16 protein-coding genes and 1 tRNA gene are annotated in these 20,007 nt (G+C 43.6%); 4 read left to right on the forward strand and 13 right to left on the reverse strand.

The features are described from left to right. Positions 1-76 precede the first annotated feature (76 nt). The 4 genes from ACMXYO_RS01230 to ACMXYO_RS01245 all read right to left on the reverse strand — a co-directional run bounded on the left by ACMXYO_RS01230 (position 77) and on the right by ACMXYO_RS01245 (position 3,430). Complete coding sequence (locus tag ACMXYO_RS01230) at positions 77-448, reverse strand: thiol-disulfide oxidoreductase DCC family protein (protein ID WP_415886626.1); 372 nt, start codon at positions 446-448, stop codon at positions 77-79. 160 nt (positions 449-608) lie between these two features. Then, the gene (locus tag ACMXYO_RS01235; protein ID WP_415888122.1) at positions 609-1,952 is read right to left on the reverse strand and encodes a putative bifunctional diguanylate cyclase/phosphodiesterase; all 1,344 of its coding nucleotides are present in this window, start codon (positions 1,950-1,952) and stop codon (positions 609-611) included. Beyond that, positions 1,939-2,505, reverse strand: a complete 567-nt coding sequence (locus ACMXYO_RS01240) for a PAS domain-containing protein (RefSeq protein ID WP_415886628.1) — start codon at positions 2,503-2,505, stop codon at positions 1,939-1,941. Before ACMXYO_RS01240 ends, ACMXYO_RS01235 begins: the two co-directional genes overlap by 14 nt. Continuing rightward, positions 2,441-3,430 (reverse strand): HAMP domain-containing protein, encoded by a 990-nt coding sequence (locus ACMXYO_RS01245; RefSeq protein ID WP_415886629.1) that lies wholly within the window; start codon positions 3,428-3,430, stop codon positions 2,441-2,443. Before ACMXYO_RS01245 ends, ACMXYO_RS01240 begins: the two co-directional genes overlap by 65 nt. Positions 3,431-3,560: 130 nt before the next feature. On the opposite strand from ACMXYO_RS01245, the gene ACMXYO_RS01250 reads away from it, so the two are divergent. After that, a complete protein-coding gene (locus ACMXYO_RS01250; RefSeq protein WP_415886630.1) occupies positions 3,561-4,529 on the forward strand; it encodes a hypothetical protein in 969 nt (322 codons plus the stop codon). Here ACMXYO_RS01250 and ACMXYO_RS01255 read toward each other — a convergent pair. The 4 genes from ACMXYO_RS01255 to ACMXYO_RS01270 form a co-directional block, all read right to left on the reverse strand. Next, entirely contained in the window at positions 4,523-4,879 is a 357-nt protein-coding gene (locus tag ACMXYO_RS01255) for a hypothetical protein (RefSeq protein ID WP_415886631.1), read from the reverse strand. The two genes, ACMXYO_RS01250 and ACMXYO_RS01255, sit on opposite strands and share 7 nt — an antisense overlap. A gap of 422 nt (positions 4,880-5,301) precedes the next feature. Beyond that, on the reverse strand, positions 5,302-6,285 hold the full coding sequence (locus tag ACMXYO_RS01260) for an HDOD domain-containing protein (protein ID WP_415886632.1): 984 nt from the start codon (positions 6,283-6,285) through the stop codon (positions 5,302-5,304). 321 nt (positions 6,286-6,606) lie between these two features. Further along, the gene (locus ACMXYO_RS01265) at positions 6,607-7,617 is read right to left on the reverse strand and encodes a zinc-dependent alcohol dehydrogenase family protein (RefSeq protein ID WP_415886633.1); all 1,011 of its coding nucleotides are present in this window, start codon (positions 7,615-7,617) and stop codon (positions 6,607-6,609) included. A 161-nt stretch (positions 7,618-7,778) separates the two neighbouring features. Further along, the gene (locus tag ACMXYO_RS01270) at positions 7,779-8,288 is read right to left on the reverse strand and encodes a hypothetical protein (RefSeq protein WP_415886634.1); all 510 of its coding nucleotides are present in this window, start codon (positions 8,286-8,288) and stop codon (positions 7,779-7,781) included. Positions 8,289-8,423: 135 nt separating this feature from the next. Between ACMXYO_RS01270 and ACMXYO_RS01275 the strand changes: the two genes are divergently transcribed. Both ACMXYO_RS01275 and ACMXYO_RS01280 read left to right on the forward strand, forming a co-directional pair. Beyond that, on the forward strand, positions 8,424-8,807 hold the full coding sequence (locus tag ACMXYO_RS01275; protein WP_415886635.1) for a hypothetical protein: 384 nt from the start codon (positions 8,424-8,426) through the stop codon (positions 8,805-8,807). Between the two features lie 123 nt (positions 8,808-8,930). Then, a tRNA-Thr gene (locus ACMXYO_RS01280) sits at positions 8,931-9,006 on the forward strand. A gap of 23 nt (positions 9,007-9,029) precedes the next feature. Here the strand turns inward: ACMXYO_RS01280 and ACMXYO_RS01285 are convergent. From ACMXYO_RS01285 to waaF, 3 genes are all read right to left on the reverse strand, one after another. Continuing rightward, a complete protein-coding gene (locus tag ACMXYO_RS01285) occupies positions 9,030-12,089 on the reverse strand; it encodes an EAL domain-containing protein (RefSeq protein WP_415886636.1) in 3,060 nt (1,019 codons plus the stop codon). Positions 12,090-12,287: 198 nt separating this feature from the next. Then, positions 12,288-13,292: a lipopolysaccharide heptosyltransferase RfaC gene (gene rfaC, locus ACMXYO_RS01290; RefSeq protein WP_415886637.1), complete on the reverse strand. Its 1,005-nt coding sequence runs from the start codon at positions 13,290-13,292 to the stop codon at positions 12,288-12,290. After that, positions 13,289-14,314 carry a lipopolysaccharide heptosyltransferase II gene (waaF, locus tag ACMXYO_RS01295; RefSeq protein WP_415886638.1) on the reverse strand — a complete coding sequence of 342 codons (1,026 nt, stop codon included), beginning with the start codon at positions 14,312-14,314 and terminating at the stop codon, positions 13,289-13,291. Before waaF ends, rfaC begins: the two co-directional genes overlap by 4 nt. Positions 14,315-14,674: 360 nt before the next feature. On the opposite strand from waaF, the gene ACMXYO_RS01300 reads away from it, so the two are divergent. Then, entirely contained in the window at positions 14,675-15,673 is a 999-nt protein-coding gene (locus tag ACMXYO_RS01300; RefSeq protein ID WP_415883173.1) for a branched-chain amino acid aminotransferase, read from the forward strand. A gap of 74 nt (positions 15,674-15,747) precedes the next feature. Here ACMXYO_RS01300 and glnE read toward each other — a convergent pair whose 3' ends face one another. Together glnE and ACMXYO_RS01310 are read right to left on the reverse strand one after the other, a co-directional pair. After that, positions 15,748-18,648, reverse strand: a complete 2,901-nt coding sequence (gene glnE / locus ACMXYO_RS01305; protein WP_415886640.1) for a bifunctional [glutamate--ammonia ligase]-adenylyl-L-tyrosine phosphorylase/[glutamate--ammonia-ligase] adenylyltransferase — start codon at positions 18,646-18,648, stop codon at positions 15,748-15,750. Positions 18,649-18,757: 109 nt separating this feature from the next. Next, entirely contained in the window at positions 18,758-19,879 is a 1,122-nt protein-coding gene (locus ACMXYO_RS01310) for an inorganic triphosphatase (RefSeq protein ID WP_415886641.1), read from the reverse strand. Positions 19,880-20,007 lie beyond the last annotated feature (128 nt).

Genomic DNA, 20,007 nt, shown 5'->3' on the forward strand with positions numbered 1-20,007 from the left:
AAGGATCATGTTAAACAGTATAGGGCAGCAATTTGATACTAAAAGGAGGGGGAGACGGGATTAGGTTGTTGAATCTTTATAAGCGCCCAGCTTTCCTTAAACGACGTATCACCAACCAATGATATAACTTGCTGCTTAAAGGCCTGATCAGTGGGAGGCTTATGAGCCAGCCTAACAATCTGTAGTTGGGTACCCTTCGCATCAGTTTTCGATAGGCATCCAACTCTGAATGGATTTTCCCATCAGTGTCTCGAATATGCAGCTCGGTTAAGGCTTTCTGTGGGTCAATACCTAGAGCTATCAGTGCTTGCTCTTGATCGGTTATATCAAACCATTCAACCGCTTCTGCAGCATTAGGGTATTGGCTTTCGTAGTTTTTACGATCTTGAACACAACGGGGGCATGAGCCGTCATAAAAAACTGTGATTTTATTGTGGTTATCTGACATGGTTTACCGTCTCGTGAAAGAGGGCTTACTTAAAGTGTGGTTCAAACGTACTTGAAATTAAAGGATGAATATACGCTAAGGAACGCTTTTTTCTGATGACTACAATTCGTCATTGCTAGTTTTGAAAAGTATGTAAGATGGTATTTAGTTAGAGACTTCTTCAATAAAATTCAGATGCCATCAAACTCTGCTTACTTAGAGGTTTAGAGAAATAATACCCCTGAATCTGATCGCAATTTAGTTCGTCTTTTACAAAGGTCAATTGAGCTTCGGTTTCAACGCCTTCAGCGAGAAGTTGCATGTTCATGCCATGCGCTAGACCTGAAATAGCCTTAACGATATGGCTGCCTTCTTTATCATGAGGAAGGCCTTCAATAAATTGCTTATCAATTTTGAGTGTATCGATAGGGAGCTGTTTTAGATAAGTCAGTGATGAGTATCCCGTTCCAAAATCATCTATGGCGATTGTGACCCCTAATAATCGCAGTTCATTCAATATGGAAAGCGCTGCTTGATAATCATCAATGATCACATTTTCGGTAATCTCTACTTCAAGGTCACCTATAGAGAGATTACATTGCTTTATGTTCTTGTGAATAATTTGTGCAATGTTCTGTCTTCTAAACTGTTGAGGTGAAATGTTGATCGCAATTTTTTTGATCTTTGAGCCATCTCTTTGGAATTCAGCCATATCAGCGCAGGCTTGTTCAATTACCCAAGTGCCAATTTCATCAATCAAACCAGTTTGTTCTGCAACAGGTATAAAAATAGCAGGGGATAGATGTTTGATCGCTGGGTGGTTACAACGAATAAGCGCTTCTATCGATATATTATTACTGTGACAGTCTACTTGTGGTTGATAGTGTAGGTTAAAGGCTTTATCACGAACGGCCTCTCGTAGTGACGATTCAATTTTTTGTTGTTGCTCAATCGCCTGATTCATCTCTAGTTGGAAGAAACGGAATGAGTTTTTACCGTTTTCTTTCGCATGGTACATCGCATGATCAGCGTTGATGAGGAGCTCTTCGGCCGTATGACCGTCTTTAGGGTAGATGCTGATCCCTATGCTGCCTGAGATATGGACCTGATTGTTAAAAATATCAAAAGGGGTATTAAGTTGTTTGAGAATTCTATCAACGACTTTAGGTAGGTTAACGATGACTTGTTCAGGGTTTAGGCCCGGTATGAGGATCGTGAACTCATCACCGCCCATACGAGCGATAGAATCTTGCTCTCGAATACAGAGCTTCATGCGGCTGCTGGCATCTTTTAAGAGCTGGTCGCCAGTATTATGTCCAAAGCTATCGTTGGCCGCTTTGAAACCGTCCAGATCGATATACATGACCGCTGCATGGCTTTTGTCTCTCTGAGCTTCGGCAATTATTTGACTTAAGCGGTCGTTGAATAGTGTACGGTTAGGAAGATCTGTGAGCGGATCAAAGAATGCCATATGCTCTATTTTATTCGCTGCTTCTATACGCTCAGAGACATCATTTTGAACCACCGACAAGGTGGGTTGCTTCACCATCGGTCGTAGTAATGATCGATAGAGTAAATTCGTTCCAGAAGTAACTGCCATCCTTACGTTTATTGTGTAAGACTACTGAGCAGGTTTCTTGGTTAGCAATAGCTTTCCTAATTTCTTCTAGGGCACTGTTATTCTCTGCAGATTGACTAAAGATGCTGGGGCTCTCGCCAATGAGTTCTGCTGCAGAGTATCCGGTCAATTCCGTGACGGCAGGGTTTACGTAAATGATGGGATAATTAGGCGCATCATATTTGCTAATAACGATGCCACTATTAACGGATTCTACTGCTTTGTATAACTGGGTAAGTTGTTGTTCTTTTTCTTTCTTCTCTGTTATTTCAAAGCAAAGGGTACCCAACCATTCCATTTCATCGTGAGTATTAAAAATTGGGAAGATTGTAGTTTCAAAATGACGCTCACGATTGTTTAAATTGATTTGCTCTTCATGAGAAACAGGGATTGCTTCAGAGATAACCCCTATGTTGCAGATCGACCCGTTTATTAAGCAAATCTTCTCGGATTTTTCCATCTAAATAGGGTGATAAGTAAGAGGTTCTATAGGCTTCATTCTGGATTATCTTTTTCCCATCAACCCCTTTTAGGCTTAATCCTACGGGCAGATGGTTTACCACGCTCTTTAAAAGACGATCTCTATTGTGAATATCATCCAGCATTTCGTTGATTGAACTGCCTAGAAGACCTATTTCATCATCAGGTAGCTTTTGTGTACGTGAATCAAGGGTGCCTGATTTTTGAGCGTGAATGGTCTTACTTATCAAATTTAGAGGGCTAAGAATTACTTTGTAAAGAGTGGTTGTTGCTAATACCAGCATTAAAAGAATAGCCGCGGAAATTGCCAACATATGATTAAGCAATGCATTGTTGGCTAACGCCTCGGCTTCCGCCCAATTAAAGCGTAAATAGAGGATGCCTTCGTAGCTATCTGGGTTGAGAGAAAATACCGAAGAGGTATCAACGCCTTTAGGTAATTTTAATTGTTCAAAAGATTTTGGCTGAGGAGGGGCGTCCGTTAAGCGTTTTAATGGCGCAATAACGATTACATCTCCATTACGGTGAATAAAATCACCGAAAATATGCTGTTCTGCACTGCTATCAAGTAACTCAAGCATATCTGCAGTGTGTTGATCTAAATCTGCATCTGGATGTGTGCTTGAAGCCCAAATAATCGTTGGGTTCAAAGTGGCAAGTGTAATGCCATAAACACCAGAGGTGTGCAGAGTGATCTCTTCTAATGCAAGGCGTAAGTCTTGATAACCTGGGTTGATCTCAGAGGCTGCGCGGATAGTCGTCAACATAAGCTCAGCACGTTTGTGCAACTGTGAGCGGAGTTCGGGTAGTAAGCCCAGTTGCGTAATAATTGCAGCACTCAGAATTAATAGCGCAGCTCCCGCTAGGATGGGGAGTAAAAACTTGCGTTTGAGCGAAGTGCTCATGACCATACCCCTTTATAGCACCACATGATCAAGTGATGTATTGGGGCAAAGAATACCGTTTTTAGACGTTTATGTATCTACTTCTAATGTAATATGCTTATCAATAATTTACGGAATGATGGGGAATGACATGCTGAGATTCTTAAAAGGCTTACTTCTTTTATGTGCGGTCAGTGTATCAAACGTCAATGCTAATACGGATCTGATTCGAGTGGCTTTGGATGATTTGCCAGGTGTAGATATGCTGCCTACTCTCATTGCTATTGAGAGGGCTAAGGAGAGAGGCTTGAATATCAAGGTGAGCTATATGTTGTCAGAAGGTATGGCTATGAGGACTATCTTGAATAAACAAGCTGATATAGGCATGGGTACGCCTTACCAGAAAGTGCAGCAAACCAGCGCACCAATTCGTATGTTTTACCAGTTAAATATGCTGCGCTTCCATCCTGTTGTAGATACGCGTTTCTACTCGAGTTGGGATGAGTTGGATGGAGTTGATATGTACTCCCATGGTAAAGGTTCAGGCACTGAAGCCTTGGTTAATATTATGGCCAAAAAGCACGGTATTACATACGGAAAAATGGTCTACCTTCCCGGCTCTGGTGTGCGCGCAAATGCCATGGTAAATGGAAGAGTTCATGCGACTGTTGTCGATACAGAACGCAAAAACAAGTTAATTGCTCGCCCTAATTCCCCTTTTAAAGTTCTCCCAATCGAGAAAATTAATGCTACAGATGAAGCGTTGTTTGCTAATGAAACCTTTATCCGTGCAAATCAAAAAGAGCTGGGCATTTTAGTAGAAGAACTTTTATTTGTTTGGAATCGAATGAATCGTGAGCCTGCATTTATTGTGGATCAGCGTAATAACTATGGATTACTGCCGAAAGTGGCAGACATTAAAATACTTCAATATGTGCAGGAAATGGTTGCTGAGGGAGCTTTCTCTAACGATGGTGGTCGAACTTCGGCATTTAATGCTGATATAGAATTTTATGGATTTGCGGGAACGATTAAAAAACCGGAAGAGCAAAAATTAGAGCATTTTTGGAACTTTTCAATTCTTGATAAGGCCCTCGATTCACCCTCTATTGTTCAATGATCGACTGGGGGAGTAAGCTTATTGCAGTTTTTTTCAGCTAAGATTTCTTGGTGCCCTGAAGCCATTAGTCTAGGAAGGTTAATAATGCGGACGGTTAATTTGGGATGGTAAAGACCGTGGCTATTGATTGATTCACAGACATAAGTGGCAAACTTGTCGTGGTTTTTAGATTGTTGTGTAGTGCCAATCTTAAATGTTGTGGCATTAATCCATGCGGCATCTAAAGCGATAGGCTCGAGTTTGCTTTGGAATCTGAGTTCAATTTTTTGGTGTAGGGTACTGTAATTTTTTGTTGCGTGTGCGTTAAGCGATAATGAAAGCACAAGAAAGATAAGTCCGAAATTTCTCATGGGTGTCTTACCCCTTAGTATACTTGGCGACGGAGAGGTTGCTCGGTCTGACTTCCCAGTGAGAGTAAGTCCCACCCCTCTATGATGCCATGATTCCATATACTGCCGCAGATTTCGCAGTAATATGAAGTTGTAGAATTGTGTCTCGATATTTTGATGAGTAACGGATGGCCGTTTTCATGCGCCAAAAGAGTTCTGCAGTGCGGGCAGAATGTATCGTCTTCCTTGTCCATACTATGAAATTCCTTTTAATCTCTTTGTTGCAGTGCAGCATGCATGATACTTTTTGTCTTTTGTATGTCAATACATTCTATAAGGTTTTAGGTTTTTTATATTGATGTGATTATTCTGAAACATGATTTGTGAAACGAGGGGGGCGAGGTATAGGTTCCGTATGATAATGAATACAGATGCTGTCCTTGTCAGAGTTTATCTATCAGTTCTTTATAAATTTCTAATTCGATCCCTTTGCTATACAACTGTCTAGAGAGCTCTTCATCGTCGATTAGCTTTGACTGGCGTAGACGATTGAGTTCGGAGCAATAATTGCTTATGTAAAGAGCTTGACTGTTTAGGTCCATACTCTCCAATTTAACCTTGCTTTGATATGTAAGAATGGGTCTGATCCAATCAGGATTTAGTGCCCATTCTTTCAATGCCATCAAGGTAAATTTGTGACTGTAGCGATCCATGATGTCAATGAAGAAGGATTTGGACGGGTATGTTCCAGGTGCTTCTGTTTCAAGAACATCAATGAGGAGTTTAAAGATGACTAACTTGCCTACATCATGAAGTAACCCGTTGAGGTAAGCCTGAAATTCATTCATCCCTTTAGAGGATGCGTATAAAGCAGCCATTGTTGCCACATCATGGGAGTGCTGCCATATGTTAGCGCCAAAAAATCGGAAATAGACAGAATTGATTTTCAGGTTGTCGACCATCAATGTGCTGATTACGAGCTTTCTTATTTCATCATTGCCCATCATGATTACAGCATCATCAATGCTTTCAATCTCTGTTTTACTACAGCGATAAAAGGCAGAATTTGCTAGATGGAGTAACTTTCCAAGTAATACAGGATCTTCTTTGACGGTTGCAACAATTTTAGAGGAACACACGTTCTCATCAATTAAAGCTTCCATCAATTCTAGAGAAGCATTGGCGATCTTAGGAATAGTATCGGGATTGAAATTAGTAAGTTCGGCCATTACTTTAGCGACGAGCTTGTCATCTAACTCGTTTGTATTGCCAATACTATTATGTTCATTTTGCACATTTTGCTCTAGAAGCGTGCTTATAAAAAGCTGAGAGATCTCCTCTGCAGTTGCTTGCGGAGCTCTACGTATTGTCTCTGAAACTTGAGGTGAGTTTGCTTCTTTTTTTTTGAATAGGGACTTAAAAATCACTCTAAACACCAACTTTTAAGGTTGTGCTACTACTAAGTCCCTTAAGAATAGCTGACTTCTATTACGTGTGATCTGATCTTGGTCACAATTATGGTTGCTCATTATAAAGGCTTTACTTATATAGGGAATTAACTCTTTAGTTACAGGTAGATCGTTGGCTTTGGGTATTACTTGGTATTGCCCGATAAAAAGTAGAAGTGCTGCCTGCCCAAAAAGCTGCGTCATTAAGTGTAATAACATCTCTATTTCTAATTTTATGCGGCTTAATAAATGAAGCTGTACATGTCACCGCTTCATTTATTAATGTGTGGTTTTAATCGGTTAGGCTTCTATAACAACTTTGCCAAAGTGTTTAGCAGCAGCCATGTATTCATAAGCATCTTGGGCCTTGCTGAATGCAAATGTTTTATCAATGATAGGGTTCATATTTTGCTCAGCCATAAATTCCGTGAGCTGTGTAAGCATTTCGGTACTACCTACATAGATACCTTGTATTCTCAAAAGGTTAAAAATCGTCATTAAGCTGATAGTCGGGTTTTCTAAGCCGCTTAGAATGCCAATTACGGACACAGTACCGTTAACTTTTGTAGAAGCAACGGACTTCTCGAAGGTGCCTGCCCCCCCAACTTCTAAAACGTTATCAACGCCCTGGCCGTTAGTAAGTTTAAGCACTTCTTCTTCCCAATCTGGCGAAGTTTTGTAGTTGATAGTGTGGTCGGCTCCTAGTGCTCTTGCGCGCTCCAGTTTCTCATCACTGGATGAAGTTATGATCACTTTTGCACCTTTGGCTTTCGCTAGCTGTAAGCCAAAAATAGAAACCCCTCCCGTACCTAATAGAAGAATGGTGTCACCCGTTTTAATATTGCCGACGTTAACTAAGGAGTGCCAAGCAGTTGTTGCTGCACAGGGGAGGGTTGCAGCTTCGCTGTATGAGAGATGTTTAGGAATTTTGACCGTGCAATCTTCTTGCAGAATAAAGTAATCCGCTAACACACCATCGATCGCGCCACCTAGGGCGGAATTTAAGCCTTTTTCATCAATAGCACCATCCACCCAGTGTTGGAAAAAGTTACCGATGACTCTGTCCCCTGCTTTAAATTGAGTGACCTCGTCTCCTACGCTCACCACTTCTCCTGCGCCGTCTGAGAGGGGGATGATTGGGCGTACATCATTACGTACATAACCACCTAAAGTAATCAGTGTATCCCTATAGTTTAAAGAGCAGGCTTTCATCTTAACTAGGATCTCTTTTCCCTTAGGTACTGGAGTATCTAACTCTACTTGTTTGATTGCTTTAATACCTTCAGCGGAATCGACTTGATATGCACGCATAGTTGTTCTCCCCAAAATGTTGTAAGAAAGAGTGGCACTCAGATAGGACGGGGGCAACCGCAAAGGTAAAAAATGGCTCTAAAGTAGTGACTGGATTTAGATTTAGGAGGGAGTAGTGGGTGGGAGTTAGAGTAGCCCCCACCTAGAAATGTGAAGTAGGTCTATTTTTCACAGCTCATACTATTGATGTCGCGCGAGCGTAGATTGAAAGTGTCCATCAACTGGCGGAAGGTTTCGTCGCTTAAGGCGGTTTTCTGGAAAGTTCGATGGAAATTGTTATCGACCTCGATTTCTGGTTGCGTCGTCATCTTTTTATGTTTTTTAGACAATGTGGTGAGTTTTGGGTCGTGCTGGGATAGTTCCGCTTCTAGCTCCGGTGAGAGGTCTATCCAGTTGTTGATGCTACCCCACGTTTGTACTTTGTCTGGTGTATGTTTGAGTGCTAATTTCACGGCAAGAGTGCGGCGTTGAATCGAAAGAAGCTGCGTGTCTCTATAGTGGTTTATGCGTTCAGCATGTTCAGGCAGAAGTTGGACAGCGCGTTTGGCACTGTCATGTTGCCACGTAGTTTGGGCTTTTGCGTAGAGTTCAAACTTATCGGCACAGCTGGTTGAATCTGCTAGGGCGCTACCAGAAGCGCTAAAGATTATTAAGTAAGCTAACAGTCTCAATGGTAAACCCTCTTGTAGAAACGATTCTATGTTTGGTTGATTGTAAATGAATAGAGCTAAAACGCTTTACGCCCTTAGCACTGAATACCCATGTCTATAATTAAGAAATTTATAACCTATTAAAATTTGAACCGTATGCCCTATAAATACACGATAGAAAATACTGAAAACTATATCCGGGCTGTGATATCGGGCAACCGCAAGCCGGAGGATGCCGCACGAGACGCTTTAGAAATATGGGCGGTGATTGCCGAAAAGACAGAAGTCTTTGGTCACAAAAAGGTACTTTATCTATCCAATGTTTTTGGTGCGATTCCTTTCATGGAGGCTTATGACGTGGTTGATCAATTTGTGAATAATGATTGGACTCACTTAAAAATTGCTTATATCGATTTAGCGCATTCTGAAGTGGATGACTTGATGATGCTAAAAGCAATCTGTTTTCAGCATGGGATACAATTTGAGTTCTTTCAGAAAGAAGAACAAGGGCATGATTGGTTAAATAACTTAGAAGATTAAAGCGGGCAAGAACCGTTTTAACCTGCGTTTTGTATGATAATTAATTGCTTTGAAAATAATTTTAAAAATAGTCTTGATTCGAGTCGAATAACTGCCTATTATTCGCGTCCTCTTCTGAGATGTGCCGGTATAGCTCAGTTGGTAGAGCAACTGACTTGTAATCAGTAGGTCCCGAGTTCGACTCTTGGTGCCGGCACCACTTTCTCACCTTTCCAATTATTTTTAAGCATCATCGCTATCTGGATTGGTTTGTTTTCCTTGTTCTAGTACTTCACTAAACATATCTGCTGTAACGGGTTTACCAAGCAAATAGCCTTGTAGGTAATCGCAGCGTAGTTCATGTAAATACTCTTTCTGTTCTTCTGTCTCAATTCCCTCTGCCGTAACGCTTAGGCCAAGCTGGTGGGCCATTGCAATGGTTGCAGAAACTAATATCTGTGAATCAGGATTGGTCGCGAGTTCTCGTATAAATGAACGATCAATTTTCAGGTCATCGAACGGGAAGCGTTGTAGATAGTTTAGAGAGGAATAACCGGTACCAAAGTCATCCATTGATATCTGAATGCCCATGTCGGATATCGATTGTAGGGTGTTATCCAGTTTGGAGGATGCCTCAATAATCAGGCCCTCTGTTACTTCAAGCTTCAGGTGTTCAGGGCTAAGGCCACTGTATTCAAGTGCTTGATTCAGGTCTTTTATAAAGTCATTGCCTTTAAACTGCCTCGGTGAAACGTTAACAGAGATAGTGAAGTCCGTGTGCCCCTGTTCAATCCAGCGTTGAGCTTGTTTGCAGGCTTGTTTTAACACCCAGCGACCGATTGGAATGATTAGCCCAGTTTGTTCGGTTAGAGGTACAAATTCGGCTGGGGATACGTCGCCCAGTTTAGACGAGCGCCAACGTAATAGAGCTTCTGCACCGACAATTTTAGGGTCGTTGTTCAATCCACACATCAGTGGTTGAAATGCCAAACTTAGTTCGTCATTGGCTATGGCCGCACGTAAGCAATTATCGAGTTCTAATTGTCGAACCGCGACATCATTCATCTCTTGTGTGTAATAGTGGAAGCGGTTACGGCCATCTTTTTTAGCTTTATACATGCCTATGTCGGCAGCACGTAATAATGCTCTAAAGTCGACGGCATCGTCTGGGAATATGGCAATACCTATACTGGCGGTAACGATCAGTTGCTTACTTTGTATTATGAAGGGCTGCGAGAATTTTTCTAAAATGAGTTCAGCTGTGAGTTCCGCTTGTTCTGGCTTCTCGATATCTTCGAGAATAATAATGAATTCATCTCCGCCATGGCGGGCTAATGTGTGGTTTTCAGCTAAGCAGCTTTGTAGACGCTCGACAGCCTGTTGCAGTAGCTGATCACCTATATCATGGCCTAAGCTGTCATTTACCTTTTTAAAATCGTCTAAATCGATAAACATTAAGGCCAGTTTTCGACCTTCTCGACGTATTTTTTTGATTGCTTGTTCGGCGCGATCACGTGCTAATACACGGTTGGGAATGTTGGTGAGTAGGTCATATTGCGCCTGATAGAGAATATGTTCCTCTTGCTCCTTTTGGCGGCTAATATCACGTATAGCGACGATATTAAACAGGCCATCATCAAATTGCATGCTGGCAGAGGAAATCTCTGCAGGGAAGGTAGAACCGTTTCCACGTTGCAATGTAATTTCAAAAGAGGACTTATCTGTTTGCTCTAGCTCTAAGATCTCTTCGGATATCTCCTTATTGAATAAATTATCCAAGGAGGAGGAGATGAGCGTATCCCTATCTGTTGCAAAAATTCGGCACAGAGCCTGATTTACATCGATGATTTTGTGATTGCTATAGATCAGCAAACCTTCGGCGACAAGGTCGGAGAGTTGGCGGAATCGGTCTTCACTGGCAGATAATTTTTTCTGCGTTTCAACTCGTTTTCTGATATCGCGGAATGAGGCTACCCTTGCTTTCTCCCTATGCCACAGCACCCTTCGACCTGTGATGACTACAGGAATCTCTTCTTGTTGTTTGGTGATAATAACGGCTTGGTAAGGTTGCTCAGATGTGTTCCGTGCATGTTCAAGTGCTGTCGGCAAACTTTCCGGGGTGAATAAGGTTTGAGGGTCTAGTTTTATAAAGTCTTGGTAGCTGTAGCCAAATAGTTCTTCTGCTCTTCTATTCAGATCGACTATGCCTTGCGCATTATGGATGAATATAGCTTCGGAGGTGACCTCTTCAAAACGTTGTAAGCGCTGCTCACTTTGTTCTAACTCATGCTGATAGCGTTGGGTCGAGCCTAAGCTATGTCTGAGCTGGCGATAGAGGAGTTTAATTGCAACTAAGGTGATAAAGAACATCGCTCCGATCAACGACAAAGCGATCTGATGCTGAGTAATCTGTTCAGAGGTTTGGAATTGTTCAGGCTCTAAAAGAAATGAGATGTGCCAACCGGACAACTCCTCTAAAGGTGCGCTCTCATATATAAAGAGCTGTTTGTCCTTTTCAATGACAGAATTATCTAGCTTTCGGCTGAAACCTAAATGTTCAGGTATCGAATTTCCAAATTGTCGCGACGCAGCGACCTTCTTTTCTTGTACTGAGGATAGAGGAAAGAGTGTTTTGTAGAGCCAGTCCTTGTCGTTGGAAGCAAAGACAACACCGTTAGGGTCAATTAAGGATGCATTGCCCGGGAGGCGATGGAAACGTTCTTCAATCTGATCGGGTAGGAACTTGATAATAGCGACCCCTATAGGTGTTTCGTTTTCAGAAACAATAGGGTGGCTAAAATAGAGGCCTCGTTTTTTGGTTGTGACTCCTAGAGCCAAATGGACAGTGGGAATACCTTGAATAGCCTGTTGAAAGTAAGGGCGGAAAGCATAGTTTTTTCCAACAAGGGTAGTGTCAGATTCGCGGTTGTCTGCCTGAGTAACACCATTCTTATCCATGATGTAACAGATAGACGCTTGTAGTGTGCGACAGTAGCGCTTTAATTTGTTATTGATTCTGGAATAGTTTTCGTCGGGATGAAGGAGGTATTGGGCGATCTGTTGCTCTCCGGCCATTAAAGCTACTGCATGGGTTCGATTACGGATAAAAGCATCGGCTTGGTTTGCTAGAAGCTTTGTTATGTTTTGGCTGTGACTACGTGCTTCAGTTTCGCTTTTGCTTGCTAGATTCAAATAGATCCCAATGCCGCCAATCGCGATTAAAAAGAGCGGTAAAACGACCAGTGCCAGTAAGCCGCGGATGGGCTTATTGATATGAATGGATTCAGAGTGATCTGTTGCCAAAGTAAACCTTCTTAATACAACAAGGTCGAACAAAGCGAATGTTCGACAAATTAGGTCTATGCAGTCGTTGCAGTGCTTGCTAATGTTCGCTCCTGTACATTAGTGCGCTTAAAGCTTTTTCTTAGCTCAAAACCTTTCATTTTATCCTAGAACTATTTATCTGATAGGCAAATGCTCAGATGCCCTTTTATCGACTTATTAACTAGGTAGTGCAGTTTTACTGGTTAGTGTGTCCCAAACGATCTCGGGTGTAAGAGGGGAAAAAATAGCAGGTTCAACATCGTTTTGATTTCTAGGGCATTCACTGGCTTGAAGGCAGGTTTGATCTTTGCCATAGCCTCCTACCAAACCTGGATCGGTTGGGCCAAATAAAATGACGTTAGGCGTATCCAATGCTGCTGCGAGGTGGGACAGGCCAGTATCTACTGATACACAAGCGCTTGCACCCGTTAGAATGGTGGCGATTTCAGCTAATGGAAGCCTTGGTAATACTTCAGCATTTTTATGTGCTTCAGCGAGTCGTTGTGCACGTTGTTGTTCTGGTTCTGAGCCCCAGGGTAGTTTGATTTTCCAGCCGGCATCTCCTGCTAGCTTGATCAACGATTGCCAGTAAGTTTCAGGCCAATGTTTATCAAAGCGAGTCGTACTGTGTTGAAAAACGAGATAGGGCGCTTCACGATGAGTATGTTTTAGGAAGTGTTGGCGAATATTAAAGTCACCTCGCTCTTCTGGAAGTTTGTATCCCAACGACTTAGCAAACAATTGGCGTACGCGTTCAACTGCGTGCTGCTGTTTCGGAACCGAAACTGAGGTGTCGTAAAAGTGAGCAGCTAATGGTTCTTTAGCCGAATCTTTATCTAAACCAAATGTAGTCCCGTTCGCTAAGCGTGTAACCAATACTGCGCTTTTGAGTAGGCCTTGAGCATCAATAATGGCATCGTATTTTTCTGTTTGTAAGGCTTGTTTGTAATCGGACCACTCACCATTTTTAATTGTCGCTAAGATATTTTTACGCCAGCGACGAATGGCAACCGGGATAACTTGATTAACTGATGGGTGCCATGAAGGTACTTCGGTAAAATTTTCTTCTACAACCCAATCAAACTGCACGCCCGGGATTGCGCGAGCCGCATCTGTGAGTGCTGGCAGAGTATGGATGATATCGCCCAAGGATGAAGTTTTAACAACGAGAACTTTCTTCATCGGTTTAATCCATTGATGGTTGCCTTATAAGCAAGCTCAGGTGTGATATCGATCATACTCTGATGATAGCCTTGGTCGGCATCACCTTTTCTGATTTTTTGGTAGCCTTCGATCAGCCTAATGATCTCCGCTTTATCAGATAGTGGCGGTGTAAATCCAGGGCTGGTAGGGCCGTATAGTGCAACGAGCGGTACATTGACCGCTGCAGCAATATGCATCAATCCAGAATCATTACTCACCGCTGCTTGGCAATGCGCGATCAGATCGATGGCTTGTGGTAGGGAGGTAACGCCAGCTAAGTTACGGCAGCGTTCCTGCTCTTCAACAGTCAACTGGTCCTGAATCTGTTGGCATACTGGTTTGTCTTTTTCGGAGCCAAATAGCCAGATCTGGTAACCATCAGCAATTAACAGCTTCGCTAGTGCGGCATAATGATAATCGGGCCAGCGTTTAGCCGGGCCAAACTCGGCACCTGGGCAAAACGCGATCGCTTTATCAGAATTCAGTTTGAACTGAGCTAGAGCAGCTTCATATTCAGCGTTATCCACTGTTAGTTGCGGATAAGGGATCTGTTCCATCGGTATGGCTGGCGTCCCCGGCGCTTCTGCTAGGCCAAGGTAGCGCTGAACCATCAATGGATAGGCTTCTTTATCCAGTGGTCTAAGATCGGTCAGCAAACCATAACGCATCTCACCACGCCAGCCAGTTCTTTTTGGAATTTTGGCAAACCAAGGGATTAATGCAGATTTTAAAGAATTAGGTAGAACGAGTGCTTGGTCATAGCCGTTTTTAGCGAGTTCCTGACCAATCTGTTTACGCAGCCCCCATTGCAGGCTGCCATGTCCTACCGGCATCTCGATCGCTTTATTGACCTCGGGCATACGCGCTAAAACAGGTCGACACCAGTTCGGCGCTAACACGTCGATCTCAATATCTGGGTTCTTCTGTTTTAGATGCTGGTACAGAGATTGGCTCATTAACATGTCGCCTACCCAAGATGGGCCGATGATAAGCGTTTTCATTAGCTGTTATCCATTTGCTGTGTTAACGACATAGGTGAGTGAACCTTCTGCTCTGTTGCTTTTAGACTGCGATCAAAAATAGCCCGTTATAGTGCTTAGATAGCCCGATATGAGCGGTATTTGATAAGGTGAGAATCATACAAGAATTGGAGAAAAACGCCCAATTTCAATTCTTATAGGGTTTATTGGCACTTTAATTCCGCAAGATACGCTGTAGAAGGGCTCAGGTAATTCCAATTTACTGTTATCAGGATTAGAATATCAGCCCTTAATTTGTACATATCATCTCTGTTTGCTCCTTTTTCGAACGTATCGAAGGGCAAAACAGTAACGCATCAAAATAATTAGAAGGAAGGTCTCATGGCAACTGCATTCGGCTCCGTTTTTATGCCTGAAATGTCAATCTCTTGGTTTGACGGTTCCAGCTGGAGTGCGGTCGAAATGGTCCCTAGTGACAGCATCAACTTGCACCCAGGTGCACATGTTCTGCATTACTCTTCGACTTGTTTTGAAGGTCTAAAAGCATTCCGTCACGAAGATGGTTCGATTAAAGTTTTCCGTATTGATCGTAATGTCTCCCGTATGGCGCAAAGTGCGCGTCTATTGGCACTACCTGAATTAGATGAGGAGTTTGTAACTCAGATGATTCTGGATACAGTGAAGCGCTTTGCTGATGAAGTTCCAGCACCTCCGGGTTCTATGTATATCCGTCCAACGTTGTTTGGTACTGAGCCTGCGATTGGTAAAGCAGCAGCACCGTCTGAAACGGCTTGTTTCTACGTACTGCTTTCACCTGTAGGTGATTACTTTGCGGGTGGTGATCGCGCGTTGCGTTTGTTAGTAGAAGATAATGGCCTACGTTGTGCGCCTCATAATGGCATGATCAAGAGTGGTGGTAACTACGCGAGTGCATTGCTGCCAACGATGAAAGCAAAAGCTGAGCATAATGTTGATCAAGTTCTGTTCTGTCCAAACGGTGATATTCAGGAAACTGGCGCAGCTAACTTCCTGCTTATCGATGGTGATGAAGTCATTACACGTGATTTGGATGAAAGCTTCCTACACGGTGTAACACGTGATTCCGTTCTAACCATTGCGCGTGATTTAGGTCTTAAAGTATCTGAGCGCAGTATCTCGGTAGAAGAGATGCTTGAGCGTATTGCTAAGCCAGGTTGCGAAGCTGCTCTTTCTGGTACAGCTGCGGTATTGGCGCCAGTGGGTACTATGGTTTATAACGATAAAGAGTACAGCGTTGGTAACGGTGGTATTGGCGAGACAACTCTACGTTTACGTAAGGCGCTAAACGATATCCAATGGGGTAAAGCAGAAGATAAACACGGTTGGTTAACCGACGTTTAAAATCCTCCCTAAAGTTTTATAAAAAAGGGCAGTACCTTCGCAGGTGCTGCCCTTTTTCGTTATCAGGAGAGAGCTTAGCTTTCCCCTGACATGATCCCTTGCCAGATGTTAGCGACTGCATTTCGCATCTCAGTCATCTCAGCACCAGAGATAGTATTGGAGCGATCCTGTAAGGTTTGACGATGCCCTGCTGCCCGATAAGCTTTATAAGCTTCTCGTAGGGTTTCAGCTGTATCTTGGCTGATTAACTCGATCTGTTCGGCAGCATCTAAAATACGGATATTGTCGGTGAACTCATAAAGAGAAGGGCATTTACCTGCATTACGTAAAACCAAGTATTGAACGATAAATTCAATATCTACAATGCCACCACGGTCATGTTTAAGGTGGAATACAGGGTTCTCTTCATCGTTGCCTTTGCTACCCAGATGGTCGCGCATTTTCTCACGCATCTCAGTTACTTCTTCTAGTAACTTTTCATCTTCTCTAGGCAGTTTAAGAATTTCGGCTCTCACCTCTTTAAACTTCTCTTTGAGAGCAGCATCACCGGCAACAACTCGTGCACGAACAAGGGCTTGATGCTCCCAAGTCCAAGCTTCTTTATGTTGATAGTCGGAGAAGGCTTTGAGAGAACTTACCAATAGGCCAGAGTTGCCAGATGGACGCAGACGCATGTCCACTTCGTACAACTGACCTGAGGTAGTAAATGTATTGAGGATGTGGATGATCTTCTGACCTAAGCGCGTAAAGAAGACCGAGTTAGCGATCTGTTTCTCTCCATCGGTAAACAAGTTTGCGTCAGAATCGTGGATAAAGACTAGGTCTAGATCTGATCCATAGGAAAGCTCGATCCCGCCCATCTTACCGTAACCTAGAACGATAAAGTCTGGGTTGCAGGGTACGCCTGCGGATTTCTGTGGAGAACCATGTTTTTCAGTCATCAACTTCCAAGCGATATCGACCACCGCTTCTAAGATAACTTCAGCTGTCCAGGTTAAGTAATCACTTACTTTCATAAGCGGCAACGCACCCGTGATCTCAGACGCCGCTACTTTCAAAGAGTGAGCGTTCTTGAAGTAACGTAGGGTGTCCATTAACTGTTCTGTATCCTCTTCTGGAATACGTAGCAGTTGTTGGCGCAGTTCGCTGTTTAGCTGAGCTTTGTCCGGTGGCGAATATAAGCTGCTAGGGTCGATTAACTCGTCCAATAGAATTGGCTGCTTCGCTAGTTTTTCTGAGAACCAGCTAGATGCTGAGCAGAGCTTAACCATTTGCTGAAGAGCGGTTGGGTTTTCAGCCAATAACACTAGATAAGCGGAACGTCTTAAGATTGCTTGGATCAGCGTTAGGACTCGGCCTAAGGTTTCTGTCGCATTTTCGGTCGAGGCGATTTCACGCAGCAAAATAGGCAGTACGGCTAATAAACGTTCTTGCGCAATAAGTTGTAGCATCTGCACAGTACGCGATTCACGCAGGGTTTTGATCTTGTGCCAGGCTTCTTTAGAATCATCGAAACCTTGTTCTGCAAGCAGGTCGATCGCCTGTTGATCTTCGAGATCATCATTCCACAGAGACAGCCAAGTCTCGTCACATGCTGAATCTTCTTCCGGTTCGTCCTCTTCGCACGGCGCAATCAGATCGGCAAAGTGAATACGCACTTTATCGCGGTGACTTTCTAACTCGGCTGCAAAACTATTCCAATCGTTAAAGCCCATGCTGAATGCTAGGCGGCATTGTTCTACTTCATCGTTTGGAAGTTCTTGCGTTTGTTTATCTGCTACGGCCTGAATTGCATGCTCGGCGTTACGCAAAAATTCATAAGCCGCCATCAGCTCCTGAGAGGCTTGTTCAGGCATACCGACGACGTCTGGCAGAATCGGTAAAATATTACACAGTTCCCGTTGTTGTAATCGTGTATCTCGACCACCACGCAATAGTTGGAACACTTGTGCGATAAACTCAACTTCGCGGATGCCTCCAGAGCCAAGTTTTACGTTGTTATTAAGGCCTTTGCGACGTACTTCGCGGCTGATCATCTCTTTCATCTCACGAAGAGAATCAAAAGCACTGAAGTCGATATATTTACGGTAAACGAATGGACGGAGAATCTGCATTAGCTCATCTCCCGCTTCTTTATCACCTGCCATTATGCGGGCTTTGATCATGGCGTAGCGTTCCCACTCACGACCATGCTCTTGGTAATAACCTTCCATTGCATCGAAACTGATCGCCAAGGGGCCAGCTGAGCCGAAAGGACGTAAACGCATATCGACTCGGAATACAAAGCCGTCGATGGTGCTGTTATCCAATGCCTGAATGAGCTTTTTGCCTAGGCGGATAAAGAAATCCTGATTGTCTAGGCACTTCTTGCTGCCTTCGGTTTCACCGTTTTCTGGGTAAACGTAGATCAGATCGATATCGGAGGATAAATTTAGCTCGTTTGCACCTAGCTTACCCATGCCCAGTACAACCATGTGCTGCGGCTTGCGGCTGTGTCGGCCGGTTGGTGTACCCCAACGTTCGCACGCTTGGTCATAAAGCCAGTTCATGGTTTGTTCGACACAGGCATCAGCCAACCAAGACAGTTCACGGGTGGTGGTGCGCATATCGCTGGCACGGGTGAGATCGCGCCAGATTAATCGAACTTGTTCACGCTGACGGAAACAACGGATCGCTTTGTGAAGCTGTTCTTCCGTTTCTAAAGAGCTAAAGGTTTCTTTCAGGGTGTTGTGATACTGCTCTTCTGAATAGGTGTTGTATAGATCACCGCTTTCAAGGAGAGAACTCAACATTTCTGGACGACGTTCGAGTTGCTCCGCCACGAAGTTACTGCCGGTCAGAACACGGCTTAAGTCCTGACTAAAACTCTCAGGGGTGTTGCTCAGTGTAGTCAGAGTTTCTTCAAGGGGTTCCCAGTTTTTGGTGAGTACCGGTTGAAGTGTTTCTGGCAGTATGTCCATGTGCGGTTTGAGCATAAGGCTTATGTCTCCTGAAATGTGAAACTTGGGGCCGAATATGATGCGTAGTAAATGGAGACCCCAAAATCATTCTAACAGTCTAAAACAACTGAATGAGTGATGCTTATCATGCTTTTGTTAAACAACTTTTGGCAAGTTGCTGGTGGCTTTCCTGCCAGCGCTCGCGCCAAGATTTTTCTATCAACTGCTCTGATATCAGTAGTGCTAAAACGCCCGGTTCTGCGGTTTGTAATAACACATTTAAACGCGTTTCCGAGCGTTGCTGCTGTTGCTTGATCAAGTCACTATTTTTTTGACCAGAGATAACCGCTGTACGTCGCCATGCATCTATATCACGAAGTTGGCGGATTAGTTTGCTGAGAAGGAAATCAATCTTGCCATCAGGTTCTGCAGGCACAATATCGCTGTAGGTCTCATAGAGGGCGCCAATATTACGCAGTGACTCGAGTGCTAAAGGGATGTATTTCCAATCTTTAGTGAATTGCCAAGCTTCTAAATAGCGCGGCCAAAGACCGAGTTCTTTTTGTAACAGAGTGCTAAAGCTTTGTTCTAGCGTGGCAGATTTATCGAATTCAGGAAGTTTACGGTGAACGTCATAGGCTTCTGGATCGAGCAGTCGATAGCCTCTTTCAGCTTTACTGATATCGCTGATGTAGAGGGGGACATGTTTCGCTAGATCTAATGCGAATTTGACCATCTCGGTCGCCTCGCCCTCCAACAGTTCCAGCTCCAGCTCGCACAGAGGATCTTCTCGGCCAAGAGCACTCACAGTGCCTTGGTCTAAAGCGATCTCGGCTTTTAGCGCATTACCTTTGCTATCCAGGGTATCGAGTATCCACGTTGTACGGGTAAAGTCGGTGCTAAAAATTGGTGCGACTTGAGCGTGGATATTCGGGTCTTGAAGGGCTTTAGGCCATTCTGCACTTTCAAGCAGTGCGTAATCTAATTCCGGTTGCTTAATCAGCCACTCCCACTCTTTGCGTGAGTGCATACCTGCTTCAGAAGAACCACTGCTTTTCAGTGTTTGAATCAGCTGTTCACCTTTGCGTCGAATGCGAAGGGCTACACGATGTTGAGTCAGTTGCTGATCGGGGGTGTCGTAATAGATGTTACCTAACTGGTGACTACCCAATTCTCGAACTTGAGAGGAGCGGAACAGTGGTTGTAGTTTTAATGATTCCACATGATGCGGGCTTAAAGTTAGCTTTAGCTCTACTTCTAATGCCATCTCTGTTTTTTCTCTTTATAGGCTGCCATCTAAGTTTGCAGTCTAACGCACTAAGATAGGGCTTTAAATCACTCTTGCCGAGTAATGTTCAGATGGATGAATATTTGGCTTTTGTGCCGATTAAGCCT

The sequence above is a fragment of the Neptuniibacter sp. QD37_6 genome (assembly GCF_047778085.1).
GTDB lineage: Bacteria > Pseudomonadota > Gammaproteobacteria > Pseudomonadales > Balneatricaceae > Neptuniibacter.